Source organism: Collimonas arenae, assembly GCF_000786695.1.
GTDB classification, from domain to species: Bacteria; Pseudomonadota; Gammaproteobacteria; order Burkholderiales; family Burkholderiaceae_D; genus Collimonas; species Collimonas arenae_A.
In genome coordinates, this window is record NZ_CP009962.1 from 1,791,886 (window position 1) to 1,810,158 (window position 18,273).

At 58.2% G+C, this 18,273-nt stretch carries 20 protein-coding genes; 13 read left to right on the forward strand and 7 right to left on the reverse strand.

What is annotated here, in order from left to right; genetic code table 11:
* The first annotated feature begins 61 nt into the window (after positions 1-61).
* From LT85_RS08130 to tal, 6 genes are all read left to right on the forward strand, one after another.
* The gene (locus LT85_RS08130) at positions 62-1,609 is read left to right on the forward strand and encodes a sugar ABC transporter ATP-binding protein (RefSeq protein ID WP_038487283.1); all 1,548 of its coding nucleotides are present in this window, start codon (positions 62-64) and stop codon (positions 1,607-1,609) included.
* Positions 1,610-1,667: 58 nt separating this feature from the next.
* A complete protein-coding gene (locus LT85_RS08135) occupies positions 1,668-2,654 on the forward strand; it encodes an ABC transporter permease subunit (RefSeq protein WP_038487285.1) in 987 nt (328 codons plus the stop codon).
* A gap of 90 nt (positions 2,655-2,744) precedes the next feature.
* Positions 2,745-3,683, forward strand: a complete 939-nt coding sequence (locus LT85_RS08140; RefSeq protein ID WP_038487287.1) for an ABC transporter substrate-binding protein — start codon at positions 2,745-2,747, stop codon at positions 3,681-3,683.
* Between the two features lie 72 nt (positions 3,684-3,755).
* Positions 3,756-4,745 carry a LacI family DNA-binding transcriptional regulator gene (locus tag LT85_RS08145; RefSeq protein WP_253273737.1) on the forward strand — a complete coding sequence of 330 codons (990 nt, stop codon included), beginning with the start codon at positions 3,756-3,758 and terminating at the stop codon, positions 4,743-4,745.
* 43 nt (positions 4,746-4,788) lie between these two features.
* Positions 4,789-6,261, forward strand: a complete 1,473-nt coding sequence (xylB, locus tag LT85_RS08150) for a xylulokinase (protein ID WP_437177294.1) — start codon at positions 4,789-4,791, stop codon at positions 6,259-6,261.
* A 42-nt stretch (positions 6,262-6,303) separates the two neighbouring features.
* Positions 6,304-7,269 (forward strand): transaldolase, encoded by a 966-nt coding sequence (gene tal, locus LT85_RS08155; protein ID WP_038487293.1) that lies wholly within the window; start codon positions 6,304-6,306, stop codon positions 7,267-7,269.
* Here tal and LT85_RS08160 read toward each other — a convergent pair whose 3' ends face one another.
* Both LT85_RS08160 and LT85_RS08165 read right to left on the reverse strand, forming a co-directional pair.
* Positions 7,270-8,577: a hypothetical protein gene (locus tag LT85_RS08160; protein ID WP_038487296.1), complete on the reverse strand. Its 1,308-nt coding sequence runs from the start codon at positions 8,575-8,577 to the stop codon at positions 7,270-7,272.
* Positions 8,574-9,539 carry an ABC transporter ATP-binding protein gene (locus tag LT85_RS08165; RefSeq protein ID WP_052134894.1) on the reverse strand — a complete coding sequence of 322 codons (966 nt, stop codon included), beginning with the start codon at positions 9,537-9,539 and terminating at the stop codon, positions 8,574-8,576. Before LT85_RS08165 ends, LT85_RS08160 begins: the two co-directional genes overlap by 4 nt.
* A 233-nt stretch (positions 9,540-9,772) precedes the next feature.
* Between LT85_RS08165 and LT85_RS08170 the strand changes: the two genes are divergently transcribed.
* The 5 genes from LT85_RS08170 to fos all read left to right on the forward strand — a co-directional run bounded on the left by LT85_RS08170 (position 9,773) and on the right by fos (position 12,506).
* A complete protein-coding gene (locus LT85_RS08170) occupies positions 9,773-10,342 on the forward strand; it encodes a Spy/CpxP family protein refolding chaperone (RefSeq protein ID WP_052134896.1) in 570 nt (189 codons plus the stop codon).
* Between the two features lie 194 nt (positions 10,343-10,536).
* Positions 10,537-11,061, forward strand: coding sequence for a hypothetical protein (locus LT85_RS08175; protein ID WP_038495491.1), 525 nt, complete (start codon positions 10,537-10,539; stop codon positions 11,059-11,061).
* A 20-nt stretch (positions 11,062-11,081) separates the two neighbouring features.
* Positions 11,082-11,588, forward strand: coding sequence for a hypothetical protein (locus tag LT85_RS08180; protein ID WP_367379795.1), 507 nt, complete (start codon positions 11,082-11,084; stop codon positions 11,586-11,588).
* A 117-nt stretch (positions 11,589-11,705) separates the two neighbouring features.
* Positions 11,706-12,083, forward strand: a complete 378-nt coding sequence (locus LT85_RS08185; RefSeq protein ID WP_038487302.1) for a nuclear transport factor 2 family protein — start codon at positions 11,706-11,708, stop codon at positions 12,081-12,083.
* Positions 12,084-12,095: 12 nt separating this feature from the next.
* Positions 12,096-12,506, forward strand: a complete 411-nt coding sequence (fos, locus tag LT85_RS08190; RefSeq protein WP_038487305.1) for a fosfomycin resistance glutathione transferase — start codon at positions 12,096-12,098, stop codon at positions 12,504-12,506.
* 3 nt (positions 12,507-12,509) lie between these two features.
* On the opposite strand, the gene LT85_RS08195 is transcribed toward fos, so the two are convergent.
* The gene (locus LT85_RS08195) at positions 12,510-13,061 is read right to left on the reverse strand and encodes an AmiS/UreI family transporter (protein WP_253273692.1); all 552 of its coding nucleotides are present in this window, start codon (positions 13,059-13,061) and stop codon (positions 12,510-12,512) included.
* A gap of 296 nt (positions 13,062-13,357) precedes the next feature.
* Between LT85_RS08195 and LT85_RS25295 the strand changes: the two genes are divergently transcribed.
* Positions 13,358-14,215, forward strand: coding sequence for a hypothetical protein (locus LT85_RS25295; RefSeq protein WP_156117470.1), 858 nt, complete (start codon positions 13,358-13,360; stop codon positions 14,213-14,215).
* Positions 14,216-14,230: 15 nt separating this feature from the next.
* Complete coding sequence (locus tag LT85_RS08205; protein ID WP_156117471.1) at positions 14,231-14,812, forward strand: hypothetical protein; 582 nt, start codon at positions 14,231-14,233, stop codon at positions 14,810-14,812.
* A 123-nt stretch (positions 14,813-14,935) separates the two neighbouring features.
* Here LT85_RS08205 and LT85_RS08210 read toward each other — a convergent pair whose 3' ends face one another.
* The 4 genes from LT85_RS08210 to LT85_RS08225 are packed head-to-tail and all read right to left on the reverse strand — an operon-like array spanning position 14,936 to position 18,222.
* Complete coding sequence (locus tag LT85_RS08210; RefSeq protein ID WP_038487308.1) at positions 14,936-15,673, reverse strand: ABC transporter ATP-binding protein; 738 nt, start codon at positions 15,671-15,673, stop codon at positions 14,936-14,938.
* Positions 15,670-16,431 (reverse strand): ABC transporter ATP-binding protein, encoded by a 762-nt coding sequence (locus LT85_RS08215; protein WP_172656958.1) that lies wholly within the window; start codon positions 16,429-16,431, stop codon positions 15,670-15,672. The genes LT85_RS08210 and LT85_RS08215 overlap by 4 nt, the downstream gene beginning before the upstream one ends.
* Entirely contained in the window at positions 16,431-17,300 is an 870-nt protein-coding gene (locus LT85_RS08220) for a branched-chain amino acid ABC transporter permease (RefSeq protein ID WP_038495501.1), read from the reverse strand. The genes LT85_RS08215 and LT85_RS08220 overlap by 1 nt, the downstream gene beginning before the upstream one ends.
* A 40-nt stretch (positions 17,301-17,340) precedes the next feature.
* Entirely contained in the window at positions 17,341-18,222 is an 882-nt protein-coding gene (locus LT85_RS08225; protein WP_038487314.1) for a branched-chain amino acid ABC transporter permease, read from the reverse strand.
* Between the last annotated feature and the right edge of the window lie 51 nt (positions 18,223-18,273).

The window sequence follows — 18,273 nt, forward strand, 5'->3', positions numbered from 1 at the left end:
TTCCATCCTGTTATTCGCGTTTGTATGAGATTGAGTATTCAGTCAGTTTCAGGGGGCACTCATGAAATCAGCGTCAGATGCAACACCCATCCTGGAGATGCGCGGCATCTCCAAGACCTTCAGCGGTTTGCGTGTATTGAAGGAAGTCGACCTGACCGTCTTCGCCGGCGAAGTGCATGCCTTGATGGGCGAAAACGGCGCAGGCAAGTCGACCCTGATGAAAGTCCTGTCCGGCGCGCATTCAGCGGATGCCGGCGGCGAGATCCGGATCGATGGCAAGGCGGTGGCCAACTACGGCCCGCGTGCAGCGAAAGAACTCGGCGTCGCCGTGATCTATCAAGAGCTGAGCCTGTGTCCGAACCTGAGTGTGGCGGAAAACATCTACCTCGGCCGTGAGCTGAAGCGCGGCTGGACCGTCGACCGCAAGGCGATGGAAGCGGGTTGCGTCGATGTCTTGCTCCGTCTCGGCGCCGATTTCAAGCCGCAGACCAAGGTCAGCACCTTGTCGATTGCCGAGCGCCAGCTGGTGGAAATTGCCCGCGCGATCCATGCCCATGCGCGCATCCTGGTCATGGATGAGCCGACCACGCCGCTGTCCTCCCGTGAGACTGACCGTTTGTTCGCACTGATCCGCCAGTTGCGCCAAGAAGGGCTGGCGATTGTGTATATCAGCCATCGCATGGCCGAGATCTACGAATTGTCCGATCGCGTGTCCGTGCTGCGCGATGGCAAGCACGTCGGCATGCTGGAACGTGAAGAACTATCGGCTGAGGCGCTGGTGAAAATGATGGTGGGCCGCGACCTTTCCGGTTTCTACAAAAAAGAACATGCGCCTTACGATCCCGGTAACGTGGTCATGCGGGTCCGCGACATGGCTGATGGTGGCAGGGTCCGGGGTTGCAGCTTTGATCTGCATGCCGGCGAGGTGCTTGGCATCGCTGGCCTGGTGGGGGCAGGGCGTACCGAACTGGCGCGTCTGATTTTTGGCGCCAACCCGCGCATTTCCGGCACGCTCGAAGTGGCGGGCAAGGCAATCGCCAGCTTGCGTGGCCCGACCGATGCGATCCGCGCCGGCGTCGTCTATCTGACCGAAGACCGTAAGGCGCAAGGATTGTTTCTCGACATGAGCGTGCGCGACAACATCAATGTCTGCGCCTGTGTACCCGATTCGCGCTACGGCGGCGTGCTGGACCGCCGTCGCGGCGCACAACGCTCGGCGGAAGCAATCAAGTCCTTGTCGATCCGGGTTGCGTCGGGTGGCGTCAATGTCGGCGCGCTGTCGGGTGGCAACCAGCAAAAGGTATTGCTGGCGCGTTTGCTCGAAATCAAACCGCACGTGCTGATCCTCGATGAGCCGACGCGTGGCGTCGACATCGGCTCCAAGTCGGAAATCTACCGCATCATCAATGAGCTGGCTAAGGCTGGCGTCGGCGTGGTGGTGATTTCCAGCGAGTTGCCGGAAATCGTCGGTACCTCGGACCGCGTGCTGGTCATGCGCGAAGGCCAGCTGGTGGCGGAACTGGGCGGCCATTCTGGGCGCGAGATCACGCAGGAAAACATTATTGAACTGGCGACCGGCGCGCAGCAGGTAGAGCCGCAGGCGGCCTGAGCCGTACAAACGTCTGGACAGAATAATCATGAATCAGAATAGCAAGGAGACACAAATCATGGGTACAAGCAGCAACCTCACGGCCGAGGTGGTCGGCAAGCGCGAGCAGGTGCGCGGTCTGTTACGCACGGTCGGCATGCTGCCGGTGCTGCTCCTACTGATATTGGGATTCGCCCTGATGAGCGAAAATTTCTTCACGGTGCAGAACCTGTCGATCGTTACCCAGCAGGCATCGGTGAACATCGTTCTGGCAGCCGGCATGACCTTCGTCATCCTGACCGCCGGCATCGATCTGTCGGTGGGTGCGATCCTGGCGGCTTCGGCGGTGGTGGCGATGCTGGCGTCGCTGTCGCCGCAGTTCGGTATGCTGGGAATTGCGGCAGGCGTCGGCTTCGGCTTGCTGCTGGGCTTGACCAACGGCGTGTTGATCGCCTTCATGCGTCTACCGCCATTCATCGTCACGCTGGGCGCTCTGACTGCCATGCGTGGCCTGGCGCGGTTACTGGCCGACGACAAAACCGTCTTCAATCCCGACTTGCCATTTGCCTTTATCGGCAACGATTCAGTGCTTGGCGTGCCGTGGTTGGTGATTATCGCCTTGCTGGTGGTGGCGGTGTCCTGGTTTATCCTGCGCCGTACCGTGATCGGCGTGCAGATTTATGCGGTAGGTGGCAATCACGAGGCGGCGCGGCTGTCCGGCATCAAGGTCTGGAAAGTGCTGTTGTTCGTGTATGCAGTGTCCGGTTTGCTGGCTGGCCTGGGTGCGGTGATGACAGCCTCGCGCCTGTCTGCTGCCAATGGTCTGCAGCTTGGGCAATCCTACGAGCTGGATGCGATCGCCGCGGTGATTTTGGGTGGCACCAGCTTTACCGGCGGCGTCGGCTCGATAGGCGGCACCTTGATCGGCGCGCTGATCATTGCGGTGCTGACCAACGGCCTGGTGTTGCTGGGCGTATCCGATATCTGGCAATACATCATCAAGGGCATCGTGATTATCGGCGCTGTGGGGCTGGACCGTTATCGCCAGTCGGGCGCACGGACCTGAGGCGCATTTATATTAAGAGACCACCGGGCGCGGCAAGCTGGTCGCAGCGTCCGGATTTTTATATGACCAGTAACTGGAGACAGGACCATCATGAAAAAACTCGCTCTCGCAGCAATTCTTCCGTTTACGCTAGCACTGGCATTTTCGGCATCGGCACAGGCGCGTGAACTGAAATCGGTCGGCATTACGGTCGGCTCGCTCGGCAATCCTTATTTCGTGACGCTGGCTAACGGCGCCAAGGCCAAGGCGCTGCAGATCAATCCCAACGTCAAGGTCACTGCGGTATCCGCAGATTATGACTTGAGCAAACAATTCACCCAGATCGATAATTTTATTTCGGCCGGAGTCGATCTGATCCTGTTGAACGCCACCGATCCCGTGGCAATTGAGCCGGCCATCAAGAAAGCGCAAAAGGCGGGCATCGTGGTGGTGGCGGTGGACGTCGGCGCCAAAGGCGTCGATGCGACGGTGCAGACCGATAACGAAATGGCTGGCAAGCTGGCTTGCAAATATCTGGTCGAGAAACTGGGCGGCAAGGGTAATGTGATCATCCAGAACGGGCCGCAGGTGACTTCGGTGATCGATCGTGTCAAAGGCTGCAAGACTGTGCTGACTGCCGCGCCGGGTATCAAGGTGCTGTCGGATGACCAGGATGGCAAGGGATCCCGCGAAGGCGGCCTCAATGCGATGCAAGGCTACCTGACGCGCTTCCCTAAAATCGATGGTCTGTTCGCCATCAACGATCCGCAAGCGATCGGCAGCGATCTGGCTGCCAAGCAGTTGAAACGCAGCGGCATCATCATCACTTCGGTGGACGGTGCACCGGATATCGAAGCGGTGCTGAAGACAGATAGTGCGATCAAAGCGTCTGCCAGCCAGGATCCTTGGGCCCAGGCGCAGGACGCGGTGGCGGTCGGCTATGACATCCTCAACGGCAAGCGTCCGGCTCAGCCAACCCTATTGCTGGCGCCGGTGCTGATTACTAAGGATAATATCGCCAGTTACAAAGGCTGGTCCAGCAAGCGATAAGACAAGCAAGGCGGCTGCCGAAACCCGGTAACCGCCCATTGTAAAAAGAGGAGATAGAACACAGTGGCAACCATGGATGATGTCGCAAGAATTGCGAACGTATCGACCTCGACGGTCTCGCACGTCTTGAATGGCACGCGCAAGGTGAGGCCGGCGACGGTGCGCGCGGTGGAGGCGGCGATCCAGGCGCTCGGCTACATACCCAACACGCTGGCGCGCTCGCTGGCGCGTTCTACCTCCAACACCATCGGCGTCGCCATTTCCGCTCTCTCCAACCATTATTTCAGCGAAACCGTGCATGCGATTGAAACCGAGTGCGCCAAGCACGGCATCATGATGCTGTATGTCGATACCCGAGACGATCCCGAGCAGGAGCTGCGCGCGGTCAAAGCCTTGCACCATCGGCGGGTCGACGGTATCTTGCTGGCGCCATCCGCCGATCCGCAGCACCTGGCGCTGGAATACCTGCGCGCCAACGAGATTCCGGCAGTGCTGGTGGACCGCCTGATGGCGCAGGGATTCGACCAGGTTGGCGTTGAAAACAAGAAGTCTTCGCAAGAGCTGGTCAGCCACCTGATCGAACACGGCCATCGCCGCATTGCCCTTATTTCAGGCCGCGCCGGCCTGACCACCACCGATGAGCGGATCGACGGCTACCGCGCGGCGTTGGCTGCTGCAAAACTGCCGTTTGACGAGGCGCTGGTGGTCAGCGGCGAATCCAGCAGCGAACCGGCGCGCACTGCAACTCGCCAGTTATTGACCCTGGCAGAGCCGCCGACCGCCATCATGGCCGCCAACAACCTGATGACCATCGGCGCCATGCATGCGCTGCGCGACGCCAGGATCGATGTGCCGGAGCAGATTGCGCTGGTCGGTTTCGATGATTTCGACTGGGCCGATTTCTTCGTGCCGCGCCTGACGGTGATGGCGCAACCGGTCAAGGAGCTTGGCATGCGCGCCGTCAAGTTGCTGATGAAGCGGATCGAAGACCCGGTCGGCAAGAAGCAGATCGTACGGCTGGCGCCGACGTTGCGTGTGCGTAATTCATGCGGATGTCTTTGAATCTGATTCCTTCTAAAGAAAATGAAAATCTATGGGTAGTCCCATCTCGCTCGGGATTGATCTCGGCACGTCCGAGCTAAAAGCGGTGCTGCTGGATGAGTGCGGTACCGTCGTAGCGCACGCCGGGATCAGACTGGTGATTTCACGGCCGCAAGCGGGCTGGTCAGAGCAGGATCCGGAAAACTGGTGGCAAGCCTGCCTGGCGGCATTGCAGCAGTTAAGGCAATCCCAGCCGGACGCTTACAGCCGGGTGCGCTGCATCGGCCTGTCCGGGCAGATGCACGGTGCGGTCCTGCTGGATCAGGCTAACCGTGTGTTGCGCCCGGCGATCCTGTGGGACGATTCGCGCGCCATCGCGCAAGCGCAATGGCTGCACCAGGAACATCCCGAATTTTCTGAAATCACCGGCAGCTTGCCGATGGCCGGACTGACGGCGCCCAAGCTGTTGTGGATCAAACAATATGAGCCGCAGGTTTTTAGCGACATTTCCTGCGTCCTGTCGCCCAAGGATTACCTGCGACTGCGCTTGACCGGCGAACGTGTCAGCGATATGTCCGACGCCGCCGGCACGCTGTGGCTGGATGTGCGCAAGCGCGACTGGTTCGAACCGATGGTGCAAGCGTGCGGATTGCAACTGAGCCAGTTGCCCCGTTTGGTCGAAGGCTCAGCTGCTGCAGCTGGCCTGAATGCCGAGGCAGCGGGACAGCTCGGACTGCGTCGGCAATTGCTGGTGGCGGGTGGCGGTGGCGACAATCCGGTATCTGCGGTCGGCATCGGCGCCATTGACGCCGGTCACGGCTTCATCACGCTGGGCACCAGCGCGGCGATCGTCGCCATCACCGGCCATGTAGCGGGTAATCCTGCCAGCGCAGTCCATAGTTTTTGTCATGCGCTGCCGCAGCGCTGGTACACCATGGGCGCCATGCTGGCGGGCGCCAGTTGTCTGCGCTGGGTCACCAATTTGTTAGGGCAGGAAAACGAGCAAACCTTGCTGCAAATGGTCGAAGCCGGTTTGCCGCAGACGCAGCCGGTATCCGCCGCCGTGCCGCTGTTCCTGCCCTATCTGGCCGGCGAGCGGACGCCGCACAATGATCCCTTGTTGCGTGGTGGCTTCATGAACCTGGGTTACGATAGCACTGCGGCAACGCTCGGTTACGCGGTGCTGGAAGGCGTCGGTTTCGGTTTGCTGGACGCGATGCATGCGGTGCATGCGGCCGGAGCAACGGTCGGTGCTTGCGCGCTGGTCGGTGGCGGCGCCCGCAGCAACTATTGGGCGCAATTGTTATCCAATATCGTCGACAGGGAAATCTACACCTTGTCGGGCAGCGAGTTGAGCGCGTGCATAGGCGCGGCCAAGCTGGGTTTCCTGGCGTATGGACGAGGCGGTGATTTGCTACAGAGCGGCATGCCGGTCAAGGAACGCTTCTTTCCTATGCTTGCACAACAGCCGATGTTGCAGGCGCGCTATCAGCAGTTCCGTGGATTATTGACAGCGGCGCAAACCCTCCACGATTGATGTATGACATTTTATTCATTTTATAAAGCAAAGGTTTAGCCCATGAATCAGCTGGAACAATTGAAGCAGTACACGACCGTTGTCGCGGACACAGGTAATTTCAAGCAACTGGCGCAGTTCAAGCCGCGCGACGCCACCACTAATCCATCGTTGATCCTGAAAGCCGTGCAGCAAGCCGACTATGCCCCCTTGCTGGCTGAAACAGTTGCCGCCCATGCCGACAGTCAACTCGACCAGATCGTCGACCAGGTACTGGTGCGCTTCGGGCTGGAGATTTTGAAAGTCGTGCCGGGCCGTGTTTCCACCGAAGTCGATGCGCGCCTGAGTTTCGACACGGCGGCCACGGTGGCGCGCGCGCGCCGCATCATGGCCTTGTATGAAGCCGCCGGCATTGGCCGCGAGCGCGTGCTGATCAAGATCGCCTCGACCTGGGAAGGGATTCAGGCCGCGCGCATCCTGGAACAGGATGGCATCCGCTGCAACCTGACGCTGCTGTTCGCGTTCTGCCAGGCGGTGGCCTGCGGCGACGCCAAGGTACGCCTGATTTCGCCGTTCGTCGGCCGTATCTATGACTGGTACAAGAAATCTGCCGGCGCTGCCTGGGATGAATCCGCCAACACCTTATCCAATGATCCCGGCGTCAAGTCGGTGGCGCAGATCTATAGCTACTACAAACGCTTCGGGATAGACACCGAGGTAATGGGCGCAAGTTTCCGCAACGTCGGCCAGATTGCGGCGCTGGCCGGTTGCGATCTGCTCACCATCAGCCCGGAACTGCTGGCGCAACTGCAAGGCAGCGATGCTGAGATGCCGCTGGCGCTGGATAAGGATGCCGCCGCCAAGGCCGATTTGCGTGCTGTCAGCTACAACGAGGCCGAATTTCGCTACGCACTGAATGAGGATGCGATGGCGACTGAAAAGCTGGCGGAGGGGATACGCGGTTTTGCCGCCGATGCCGTCAAGCTCGACAAGATCATCGAGGGTTTGCTAGCATCGGCGCGCGGCTGATTAATTTGAATCGTCTTTCAAAGCTCGCTGGCGCCAGCGCCAGCCGAGCAATGCGATAGCTAAAACCGCATGTGCCACGGCGATGCCAAGCATGAGCCAGGCGTTGCCGAATTGTATCGGCATGAAAAATCTCGCCAATACTTCCGATCCCATGAAATGCGCCATGAACGGCAGCAGGCCGTCGATGATGGCCAGGTACAAGATAGTGGTGGCGCCGGCGCGTTTTCCTTTTCCGGAAAACGCAAAAAACAGGTAGACGCAGCTATCGCGCAGCAACATCAAGGCCAGCGTTAGCGCCAGCAAAGAGCTGTAACTGAAATCCGGCGGCAAATTGAAGGGCGGCATCTGGTTGTGGTTGAATAGCAGAAGCAAGGCAAAGCAAAACCCCAAAGCCAGCGAGCTTGGCCAGATTGGCAGGTTGCGGAGAAATCCCTGCCAGTTGCCGGTCTTCAGCCGCGCGACAATCCGCTGCCAGAGCGCGATATCGTTTTCTTCGGTGAACAAGGCCGCATAGGTCATTGCCATCGCCAGCAGCAAACCGACCCACAGCAAGCTCGCGCCATCGGCAAAGCCGGCAATATATGCCGCCAGCAGGCAGCACCCCAACGGCCAGGCCCATGGAATGGTGGCGATTTGCAAGGCGCTGTTCATGCTGCGCCATGCAGCGAAGACACCCAGAGCCGCCAGGAACACCATGCTGCTTAGCAGGAAGGGACCGTAGGCATAGCTTGCTCCCCACCACGTGACGCTGGTGTCGAAGTGGGACCGGAATGGCGGCGCGAACATGACCGTAATGACGACCACCGCCCAGGCGATGCCGCCGCGTTGCACCGCCCGTATATCGCTGCGCATCAGATGCAGGTTGAGGGCAATGGTCGAGGCATGCATCAGGATTCCCAACGCTACCAGCGTCAGGGCGCCGCTTATGGTCATGCTATGCGCGTTGGTGACAGCGGTGATCGCAAATATCGCCAGGCAGATAATCCCGCCATACCAGTTGAAGGCCGTGGCGCCAAACAATTTACCCCAGGTCATGGTCCACGGATCGAGCGCGCTCATGCGTTGTTGATCCCAGGTCTTGTCGCGAATTTCATCAATCACGGCATTGCTGGCGCTGCGGGTGCCCCACAGGCAGACGATGCCACCGAATAAAATCAACGCTACGCTGTCTAGTGGGATCCCGCCTGGGAAATTGCTGCCTGCCATACTGAGTGTAAAAAACACCAGCCCGAGGACGGCAGGCATGGCGATCAGCCGGTGCAGGGAAAACTGTAGCCACAGGTTACGCTTGAATTCAGGATTGATCACGATGCGCTCCCTGTCTTGGATAAGTGATTGGTTTGTCCATTTTCATAAGTGGCGACCGAGCGCAGATAAGACTGCTGCAGGTTTTCTTTCTGATCGCTAAAACCGCAGACCGGCAGCCCGGATGCAATCAGGCGCGCCAGCAGGGCAGCCAGGGCATGTTCGTCGCCGCTGAAATTGAAATCAGCGCTATGTTCGTTGCTTGCGGTGACTTGCAGCGCCGGTTCGGTCGCCAGTTGCGCTGACAATCTCGCATCTGCTTGCGCCAGCGTTACTCGCAGTGATTTCTGCGGAGCGTGCTGACTGTTGTCGTGAATCAGGGCGCGGTACTCCAGCACGCGGCCTTCGCGCAGCGCCAGCATATGCGTCGAATATTCATCCAGTTCGGCCAGGATATGTGACGACACCAGCAACGTCATGCCATTCGCCTGCAACTGGCGGAACAGGCCGGCCAGGCTGGCGCGGGCTTCCGGGTCGAGCCCTGATGCCGGTTCGTCCAGCAGCAGGATCTTCGGTGCGTGAATGATGGCCTGGCCGATGGCGACCCGCTGGCGCAAGCCGCGTGACAGCTTGTCGCAGGTTTGCTGCAACCGATCTGTCAGACCCAGTTGCTGCGCGGTGGTTTGTATCGCCTGCGGGATGGCCGGTGCAGGCAAACCTTGGGCCGCTGCCGCATATTCAAAACACTGGGCCACAGTCAGCGCCTGGTACAGGCCGTAGAAATCGGAAAGATAACCCATGATCCGATGTACTTCGCGCGGCTGCTCCAGCACATCCATGCCGGCGACGTTGATCGAACCGGCGAGCGGGGTTTCCAGGCCGGCGATACAGCGCATCAAAGTGGTTTTTCCGGCGCCGTTGGAGCCGACCAGCGCTGTCACGCTGCCGGCGGCGACTTCCAGGCTGACCTGGTGCAGGGCGCGATGGCCGGGATAATCGAAGGTAAGACCAGAGATTTTTATCATGGGAGTCGATCTTATAGAGACAATGTGGACATGATAGCAATGTAAGTTGCCAATAATAAAGCAATCCGCATCGAAAGCGGTAAATTGCGCCCGGCAACGTGCTGTATCAATAACCGGCCAGCTGTTACCAAATGATTCACCTGTCTCGCCGGCGCGGCAACTCCGATTAAATACCCGACAAATGTCCGACAAATACCCGATTCGAATGATCTATTCAGCTAGAGGAGATTGCAATGCACGGAAAGCAGTACGTATCAGCGTTAAAGATGGGTTCATTGGCTGTCATGGCCGGCTTGACCTTGAATATGGTCTCGCCGGCGATGGCTTCGCCGGTGATGGATTTTCGCAGCGAGGATCTGCTGTCGGTGGCCGATGGCGTGAAGGATGATCTGCACCTGAACCCGAACCAGCAAACCTTGTGGCGGCAGTTGGAGGGTAAATCGAAAACCATCATCAACGATAAGGAAAAACGGCAGCATGATATCCAGGCGAATATGGCTAGCGGCTTGAGTAATCCGGCGATCGACCTGCGCCAGCTGTCTGCCGCAATCGATGCGGAAGCGGCTCAGTCGCTTCAGGATGGCCGCCAGTTGCGCGAGTTGTGGCTGACCATGAACGACGCGCTTGACGATTCGCAGCGGCAGACGGCGCGGGCCTTCCTGGCCGACCGTTTGCAACGCGTCGATTCGGCCTCTTGCGAACGCAGCTCGGTGGTGCCGAAGGACAAATCTTCCGGCAAGGGACGAGGCAAAGGCATGGGCGGCATGGGTGGCGGCGGTTCGCCTATGGGAGGCGGCTCGTAATCTCATGCGGACATCGTCTGATGTCATTGTTGCGATGGTCTTTTTTCTCGCCAAGATTTAACAAAAATTTGCAAATTGCCATACCTTGATCGGCTTGGAAGCGGTTTTTCTCCTCTAGAATGTTTGCAACCGCTCCGGCGGATGTCTGTCAATGCATCGTCGATCAGATCGATGGCTTACTAGTGGATGGTGGAATGCGGTTAAAACGGATAGGTAGTTTGCTGGCGTTATGCGTGGTGGTCGGATTGAGCGGCTGTAGTTCGGTCTTGACCGAGGGTAGTTCCGCCGCTGCTGGCGTCGCCGGTACCGCGCTGGCGGGAAAGGTGACCAATAACGCGGCGGTGGCGACCGGTATCGGTCTCGGCGTTCAGGCTGCGGCTCGCGCCGGCGTGCAATATGAGCAGCGCAAGATACACGGTGAAGAACAGGACGCCATCGCCAAGGCGGGCGGAGAATTGGCGGTTGGCGCCGTCGCCAAATGGCAGATCGAACATTCACTGCCGATCGAAGACAACGAGCGCGGCCGGGTCACGGTCAGCCGCATCATTAGCAGTGAAGGCATGAGCTGCAAGGAAATCGTGTTTTCCGTCGATGGCCTGGTAGGCAAGATTAACAATCCGGACAGCGAATTTTATGTGGCCACCATCTGCCGTGCCGGCCAGGGCTGGAAATGGGCGTCAGCGGAACCCGCCACCGAGCGCTGGGGAGCGTTGCAATGACGCTGCGGAGGAGCTTGGCATTGTCGTCCTCGCGTCAAGCGATGGCCAGCGCGGCAGTATTGCTGGCCGCCGTGGCGCTTGCCGGTTGCAATAGCATCGGGGGTTTTGCGGGCGCTGCTGCCGGCGTTGCCAGCGGCGCAGTCACCTCCAATCCGGCGGTCGGCTATGCCGTCGGCATCGGCGTCCAGGCTGCCACCGACGCCACCACCAAATATATCTTTCGCAACTGGCAAAAGGGCGAGCAGGACGAGATCGCCGCGGTGGTTGGCAACCTGGAAGTCGGCCACGCTAGCCGCTGGGCTATCGTCCATCAAATCCCTTACGCCAACGAACACGGTGAAGTGCGCGTGGTTCGCCTGATCGACACGCCGCTGGCGTTGTGCAAGGAAGTGCTGCTGTCGGTTGACAGCGGCGAGGGTGATAAGCTGAAGCGCGCCTGGTATACCGGCAGCGCCTGCCGCAGCAACGATATCTGGCGCTGGGCGGTGGCAGAGCCTGCGGTGGAGCGGTGGGGAAGTTTGCAGTAGGATCGGCGGATGGCTGTGGCCAATTATTGATTGAGACTAACGGCGATTGAATTGAAATGTATAGTGAGGTTCCTGGCGACAGGAACGCGTTCCCATTTCTTCACTTTCATCGCAAAAATGACCAGCTATTCAAACACCCCGCAGGATATCGTCCAGGCACAACTCGATGCCTATAATGCTAAAGATATTGACGCCTTGTTGCTGACTTATGCGCCCGATGCAGAGCAGTACGCACTGCATGGCGAGCTTCTGGCGCGTGGGCACGCCCAAATGCGGCCGCGCTTCCTGACCCGGTTCGCCGAACCAGATCTCCATGCGCGCTTGCTCAACCGTACGGTCATGGCAAATCTGGTGATTGACTACGAGCTGATTACCCGCAATTTTCCTGATGGTGTCGGTACCATGGAGATGTTGTGTGTGTATGAGGTGGCGCATGGTCTGATTCAGAAAGCGTCCTTTGCGCCTGGCGAAATCAGGATGAACATCCTTTCGTAGCACCGGGCGAGCATGCTGAACGGACTAAACCATCTCACGCTAGCGGTAAGCGATCTTTTCCGCAGCGTGAATTTCTATCAGATAACGCTGGGCATGCGCCTGCATGCGCGCTGGGATAGCGGCGCTTATCTTTCCACAGGCGGACTCTGGCTATGCCTATCCCTCGATCCGAATCGGACCAACGCGCCCGGCGCAGACTATACCCACTATGCATTCACGGCGGAGGCGAGTTCCTTTGCGGATTTTGTCAGCACGATGCGCGCAGCCGGTGTCGATGAATGGAAGGACAATCGCAGCGAAGGCGCGTCGTTCTATTTTCTTGATCCCGACGGCCACAAGCTGGAAGCGCATGTCGGCGATCTGGCAAGCCGCTTAAGCGCTTGCCGTGACCAGCCTTACGCGGGTATGCAGTTTTTCGACTGAAAGCTACCAGCGGCCGGCCAGCATCAGAAAGCCTGGAATCCAGCAAGAACAGATGCCGATCAGCGCCGTAATCCAACCCAGGGAGCGGATGGTCTTCTGCAGCGCCAGCGCCAGGAAAAACAAGAACCACAGGGCGCCCCAGGTCAGCCACATCACGGTTGAACGCATATCCTGGGCTACCGCCAGCCAGGCCATCGGCAACGTGTTGATGGCAACGAACAGGCAGTACCAGCCCAATCCTTTCCCGCTCATGTTCTTCCACTGCACCACAGCCAGGTACAGGTAGGTGAAGGCAAACAGCAAGCCTGCGGCAACACTCAGATAACCGGCGTTGTCGGTGCTGCGGACCAGGCCAATGAAACTGATCGTCAGCGCCAGGGAACCGACAAGGAAATTGAAGACGGCGTTTTCACGCGCTTCGATGCGACCGGTCAGGCCGACGCCGTTGACTACCAGCACTGCGCCGATGAAGAGTAGAGCAATGCCCAGCATGAAGTATTTCCCTTGAAGACTATTGATGGTTGTTGGCGCTTGAATCAGGCGTGCGCGCAGCATAGCGGCTGCGCTTGGGTGCAGGGGAGGCGCCAGCGAATAAGGCTCATAGGAATATCTGACTTGAAATTGTGCGCGATATGCGCCTAGGTACTTGCTGGTCCGATGTTAACTACCCTAATCGTTCGTTGAATGCGCATGGTTACGCATTGTTCTCGCCAGCCTTGAAGTTGCGTGCAGCAGTTTGTCGCTGTCAAAGTACGGGGGCTACAGGCATGGATAATTAATTTCCCAAAAACAATATAAATTACGTTATATTTACATGCTAAAAAAATAATCATCTCAAATCAGGGGGAAAAATGTTCAGAAGCATAGTAGCCATGGCGACGGTCGCCATCGGCTTGGCAGGATGCGCCGCGCCGCAGTACATTCCGCTCAGTCAGGAGAATGCCAAAAAAATCCAAACCGTCAGCGCCCGCAGCCTGGTAGTCCAGGACGAAGTCATTGCCAAGGCCGATCCATCGACGGTTTCTGCCGCTCTCGGCGGTGGATTGATTCCGGCGCTGATCGATGCCTCCATTACAAATTCACGGCAAGCGCGTTTGCAGGTAGCGATGGATAGCATGTACGAATCGCTTGAAGACTACGATTTTCGCGCTCTTTACTGGCCGGAGTTGACTCGACAGTTGCATGAGCAATTTCCTCTAAAGGTAACAAATGTCGTGACCACGGCGCGTGCAATGCCAGCCAAAGAAGTACTTCAGGTCGTTCAGAATCTGGGCGATGGTGAAGCGCAGTTATTCATTTCCACCGATTATTATCTGTCAACAGATTTGCGTTCCCTCAATCTTGTCACATCCTCCGCCCTATGGATAAAGGGAGGGCAGCAGCCAGTCTATAAAAATTTGATGAAATATCAATCGGCGCCGCTGGGTAATGGCAGTGAGCAATCTGCCAAGGCCTGGGGGATGGATGGCGGTAAGCCGTTTTTTGACAAACTGAAAGAAGGTATCCAGGAAACGCTTGCCATGCTGGCGATTGACATCAAGGAAAATGCGCCGGCTTCCGCCCAAGCGGAAAAAATCGACGTCAAGTTCAATTTTGGCGAAAATGCATCGCCTGACCGTAAGAGTATTAGGGGCACGCTAGTCGATAAGCACGGTGAGCGCGTGATTGTCCGCGGCGCCAGCGGTGGTCTCTATTCACTTTTGCCTTGATCGGGAGATTATTCAATGAAAAAACTCACTTGCATCTCCTTCATGTTTGCAGCGGCATTGGCGCAGTCTGCATGGGCCGACGCAGTCGTCGAACATAAACCTCTAGACATGAAATACGATTCGATTGCGACCGATGTGCGTCCGGCGGCGATGGCGCACACGTGTGCGCTGAAGATCATTCCGGTGGTTGATGAAAGGCAGAATAAAGACACGTTGGGAGTAAATATCACTAGCCCTTTGCTCAGCGGCGATGCTGCCGCCTGGGCTACCGCCGGCTTGCAAAATCTCAGCGACTTTGGTTTTCGGGTGACTAAGCCGGATGCAGCAGATGGGCAGGCTGCGATTACGCTTACACCCAAGATTATCCGCGCTTACACCTGGCAGGTTGGCATGAAGCTGTTCGGTACTGTAGTGCTCAAGATGGATTACACGCGTCCGGATGGCAAGGTCGAGAGCCGGACCTACCGCTCGTCCGGCGACAAAACCAATATGTGGGGCGCCGATTCGGAGTACGTCACCACTTTGAACTATGCGCTGAACAATTTGTTAAGAAAAGTCGCGACCGATTTAGACAAAGAATGTGGTCTGAAGGCTTGATATAGTTAAATCGCTTGTAGCCACCAATAACCCGTTAGCGTAAGTTAACGGGTTTTTTTGTTGGAATTGAATTGACGCGTCAGCCAGGTGGCCGCACTTGGCGGTGCGATGACTTTAGCCAAATCAGCCACCCAAATACGCTTCCAGCACTTTCGGATTGTTCAACAGGTTACTGCCACTGTCCGCCAGCACAATCTTGCCTGTCTCCAGTACATAACCACGCTGGGCAATCCGCAATGCCTGGCGGACGTTTTGCTCCACCAGCAGAATCGTCAGCCCGGTGCGATTGATTTCCTGCACGATGCGGAAGATTTCTTGCACCAGCAGCGGCGCCAATCCCATTGATGGTTCATCCAGCAACAGCACGCGTGGCTTGGCCATTAGTGCGCGGCCGATCGCCAGCATTTGCTGTTCGCCGCCGGAGAGATTGCCGGCGAGGCCATCCTTGCGCCGCTGTAGTACAGGGAACAGGGAATAGACCCAGTCCAGGTCCTTGGCGATGTTGGTCTTGTCTTTGCGGGTATAGGCGCCCAGCGCCAGGTTTTCGGCGATGCTCAGGGTGGTGAGCGTGGCGCGGCCTTCGGCGACTTGCACCACGCCGCTCTGCACGATCTTGTGCGGTGAGAGGCTGGTCAGGTCTTGCCGGTCAAACAGGATCTGTCCGCGTTGCGGCTTGAGCAGGCCGGAAATGGCCAGCAGGGCGGTACTTTTACCGGCGCCGTTGGCGCCTACCAGCGCCGTGATTTCGCCTTCGTTCAGCGTCAGGTCGATGCCTTTGACGGCTTCGATATGGCCGTAGGAAACCGCAAGGTCTTTCACTTGCAGGATCGGTGTGGCGCTGGTGGTTTCTGTAGCCATCATTCGGCGTCTTCCTTGCCCAGATAGGCTTCAATCACTTCCTGGTTATTCTTGATCTGGTCGGGGCTGCCTTCGGCGATGATGCGGCCGAAGTTGAGCACCGCGATACGGTCGCACAGGCCCATCACGAAACGCATATCATGTTCGATCATGAAGATACTGAAGCCGCGCTGCTTGATGTTGAGGATTTCCGTCATCAGCTCGGTTTTTTCTGCGGGATTCATGCCGGCCACCGGTTCGTCCAGCAGCAGCAGTTTCGGCTTGGTCGCCAGCGCCCGGGCGAATTCCAGCTTGCGCTGCTCTCCGTAGGACAGGCTGTCGGCCAGCATCTGCGCCTTGTGATCAAGGCGGACCCAGGACAACAGCTCCAGCGCCCGTTCGCGCGCTTGCGCTTCGATCTTGCGATAGCCGCCGAGATTCAGCAGCACGCTGCCGAAGCTATAGACCATGTGATCGTGCATGCCGACCACGACGTTTTCCAGCAAGGTCATTTCCTTGAACACACGGATGTTCTGGAAGGTGCGGGCAATGCCGCGCTCGGTGATCTTGTGCGGTGCGACCTTGCCGATATCCTGTCCATCGAATTCGATAGCGCCGCCAGAAGCGCGCAGCAAGCCGGTGATCAGGTTGAACACAGTCGTCTTGCCGGCGCCGTTGGGGCCGATCAGGCCAAAGATGCCACCTTGCGGCACATTGAAATTAACGTCTTGCAGAACCTGCAGTCCGCCGAAATTCTTGCTGATATTTTTAAGTTGCAGCATCAGTTAATTCCTCCAGCTTGCGATTTACGCTGGAAAAAACCGCGCATCCGGCGCGGGTCCCAAATACCTTTGGGCAGGTACAGAATCACCAATACCAGAATCAGGCCGTTTACCACCGAACGATAGCTGTTGAAATCGCGCAGCGCTTCCGGCAGCAAGGTCAGTATCATGCCGCCCATGGTCGGGCCGACCAGGCTGCTGGTGCCGCCGAATACGGCCATGGTCAATATCTCGACGGCGTTTTCGAAAGCATAGTTGCCGGGGCCGATCGTGAAGGTGTAGTGGGCGTTGAGGCCGCCGGCGACGCCGGCGATAGCGGCGCCGATGACAAACGCCAGCAGCTTGTAGCCGGCGACATTGACGCCCATCAGGCGTGCCGCAACCTCATCTTCCTTGATGGCTTCGAAGGCGCGGCCGATTTTCGAGCGGCGCATGCGCGCGAGGATGTACAAGGTAAGCGCCAGCAGCAGGACGATATGCCACCACTCGGTTTTCAGAGGTATGCCATTCAGGCCGAGCGGGCCGCCGGTGATGTCCATATTCAGCACAATCACGCGCACCACCTCGCCGAAGCCAAGGGTCGCCATCGCCAGATAGACGCCGGACAAGCGTAGCGTCGGGATGCCGATCACCAGCGCCACCAATGCAGGCAGCGCGCCGCCCACAGCCAGCGCCACCGGGAACGGCAAGCCGGTTTGCATGCTGATCAGCGATGCGGCATAAGCGCCGATGCCCATGAAAGCGGCATTGGCCAGCGACAGCAGGCCGCAGGACAAGGTGACATAGATCGATAGCGCCAGCATCGCGTTGACGCCGAGACTGAAAATCACGGTGTTATAGGTTGACCAGAAACCGTCCCACCAATCCATGAAACCGGCTGCGCCGATGGTTGTCAGAAGTTCAGTCATATCAGGCCTTCCTTTCCAGTACTTTGCCAAACATCCCGGAAGGCTTGACCAGCAAGATCAAAAACAGTAACCCGAATCCCACGGCATCGCGGAAATCACTGGATATATAAGCTACGGTCAGCACTTCGGCAAAACCGAGGAACAAGCCGGCGATCATGGCGCCGCGGATATCGCCCATGCCGCCCAGGATGATGACGGCGATGCCTTTGTGCAGCATCGGCTGTCCCATGAACGGCGTGATGGCATTGAACGACAGGCCGACCAGCACGCCGGCAGCGCCCCCAAGGGCAGCGGCTGCAAACGAGGTCAGGTAAAACAGGCCTTCGACGTTAATGCCGAGCAGGTAAGCGGCTTTCGGCGATTCGGCGATGGCGCGCAAGGCGCGGCCAAGCTGGGTGCGGCGCATGACCGCCAGCAGCACCAGCATCAGGACGAAGGAAATCACGACGATGCCGATTTGCACCGCGGTGACATGCAGGTTGCCCCAGTTATAGCTTTCTTCCGGAATGGTGCCGACCGGGAAGCGCTTGTTTTCAGCGCCGAACAAGCCCTGCGCCAGACTGGTCAGGATGGTGGCGACGCCAATGGTTGCAATCATCGGCGCCAGATGCGGTGCGTTGCGCGCGCGCAGCGGCTTCAGCACCAGATAGTCGACCGCGAGGCCGATCAGGCCGGAAACCAGCATGGCAGCCAGCATCGCCAGCCAGAGCGGCAGCGCCAGATGTTCCACCAGCAGCAGCGCGGCATAGCTGCCCAGCATGAAGATAGCGCCGTGCGATAAATTGATCACGCCCAGCACGCCGAAAACCAGCGTGAAGCCTAGCGCAAACAGCGCATAGACGCTGCCCAGCGAGAGGGCGTTGATGAGTTGTTGTTCAAGCATGGAGGGAATTTTCTTTAATTCAATCAGGGGCGGAGCCGCTTGGATAGATTC

What these genes read in the sequence shown, in the direction of transcription:
- LT85_RS08185 (WP_038487302.1), top strand. Translation starts at nt 11,706, where the DNA reads ATGACCAGCTATTCAAACACCCCGCAGGATATCGTCCAGGCACAACTC.
- LT85_RS08195 (WP_253273692.1), bottom strand. Translation starts at nt 13,061, where the DNA reads ATGCTGCGCGCACGCCTGATTCAAGCGCCAACAACCATCAATAGTCTT.
- LT85_RS08175 (WP_038495491.1), top strand. Translation starts at nt 10,537, where the DNA reads ATGCGGTTAAAACGGATAGGTAGTTTGCTGGCGTTATGCGTGGTGGTC.
- LT85_RS08135 (WP_038487285.1), top strand. Translation starts at nt 1,668, where the DNA reads ATGGGTACAAGCAGCAACCTCACGGCCGAGGTGGTCGGCAAGCGCGAG.
- LT85_RS08220 (WP_038495501.1), bottom strand. Translation starts at nt 17,300, where the DNA reads ATGGATTGGTGGGACGGTTTCTGGTCAACCTATAACACCGTGATTTTC.
- LT85_RS25295 (WP_156117470.1), top strand. Translation starts at nt 13,358, where the DNA reads ATGTTCAGAAGCATAGTAGCCATGGCGACGGTCGCCATCGGCTTGGCA.
- LT85_RS08165 (WP_052134894.1), bottom strand. Translation starts at nt 9,539, where the DNA reads ATGATAAAAATCTCTGGTCTTACCTTCGATTATCCCGGCCATCGCGCC.
- LT85_RS08145 (WP_253273737.1), top strand. Translation starts at nt 3,756, where the DNA reads ATGGATGATGTCGCAAGAATTGCGAACGTATCGACCTCGACGGTCTCG.
- LT85_RS08225 (WP_038487314.1), bottom strand. Translation starts at nt 18,222, where the DNA reads ATGCTTGAACAACAACTCATCAACGCCCTCTCGCTGGGCAGCGTCTAT.
- fos (WP_038487305.1), top strand. Translation starts at nt 12,096, where the DNA reads ATGCTGAACGGACTAAACCATCTCACGCTAGCGGTAAGCGATCTTTTC.
- LT85_RS08170 (WP_052134896.1), top strand. Translation starts at nt 9,773, where the DNA reads ATGCACGGAAAGCAGTACGTATCAGCGTTAAAGATGGGTTCATTGGCT.
- LT85_RS08130 (WP_038487283.1), top strand. Translation starts at nt 62, where the DNA reads ATGAAATCAGCGTCAGATGCAACACCCATCCTGGAGATGCGCGGCATC.
- LT85_RS08215 (WP_172656958.1), bottom strand. Translation starts at nt 16,431, where the DNA reads ATGCTGCAACTTAAAAATATCAGCAAGAATTTCGGCGGACTGCAGGTT.
- tal (WP_038487293.1), top strand. Translation starts at nt 6,304, where the DNA reads ATGAATCAGCTGGAACAATTGAAGCAGTACACGACCGTTGTCGCGGAC.
- LT85_RS08140 (WP_038487287.1), top strand. Translation starts at nt 2,745, where the DNA reads ATGAAAAAACTCGCTCTCGCAGCAATTCTTCCGTTTACGCTAGCACTG.
- LT85_RS08205 (WP_156117471.1), top strand. Translation starts at nt 14,231, where the DNA reads ATGAAAAAACTCACTTGCATCTCCTTCATGTTTGCAGCGGCATTGGCG.
- LT85_RS08210 (WP_038487308.1), bottom strand. Translation starts at nt 15,673, where the DNA reads ATGATGGCTACAGAAACCACCAGCGCCACACCGATCCTGCAAGTGAAA.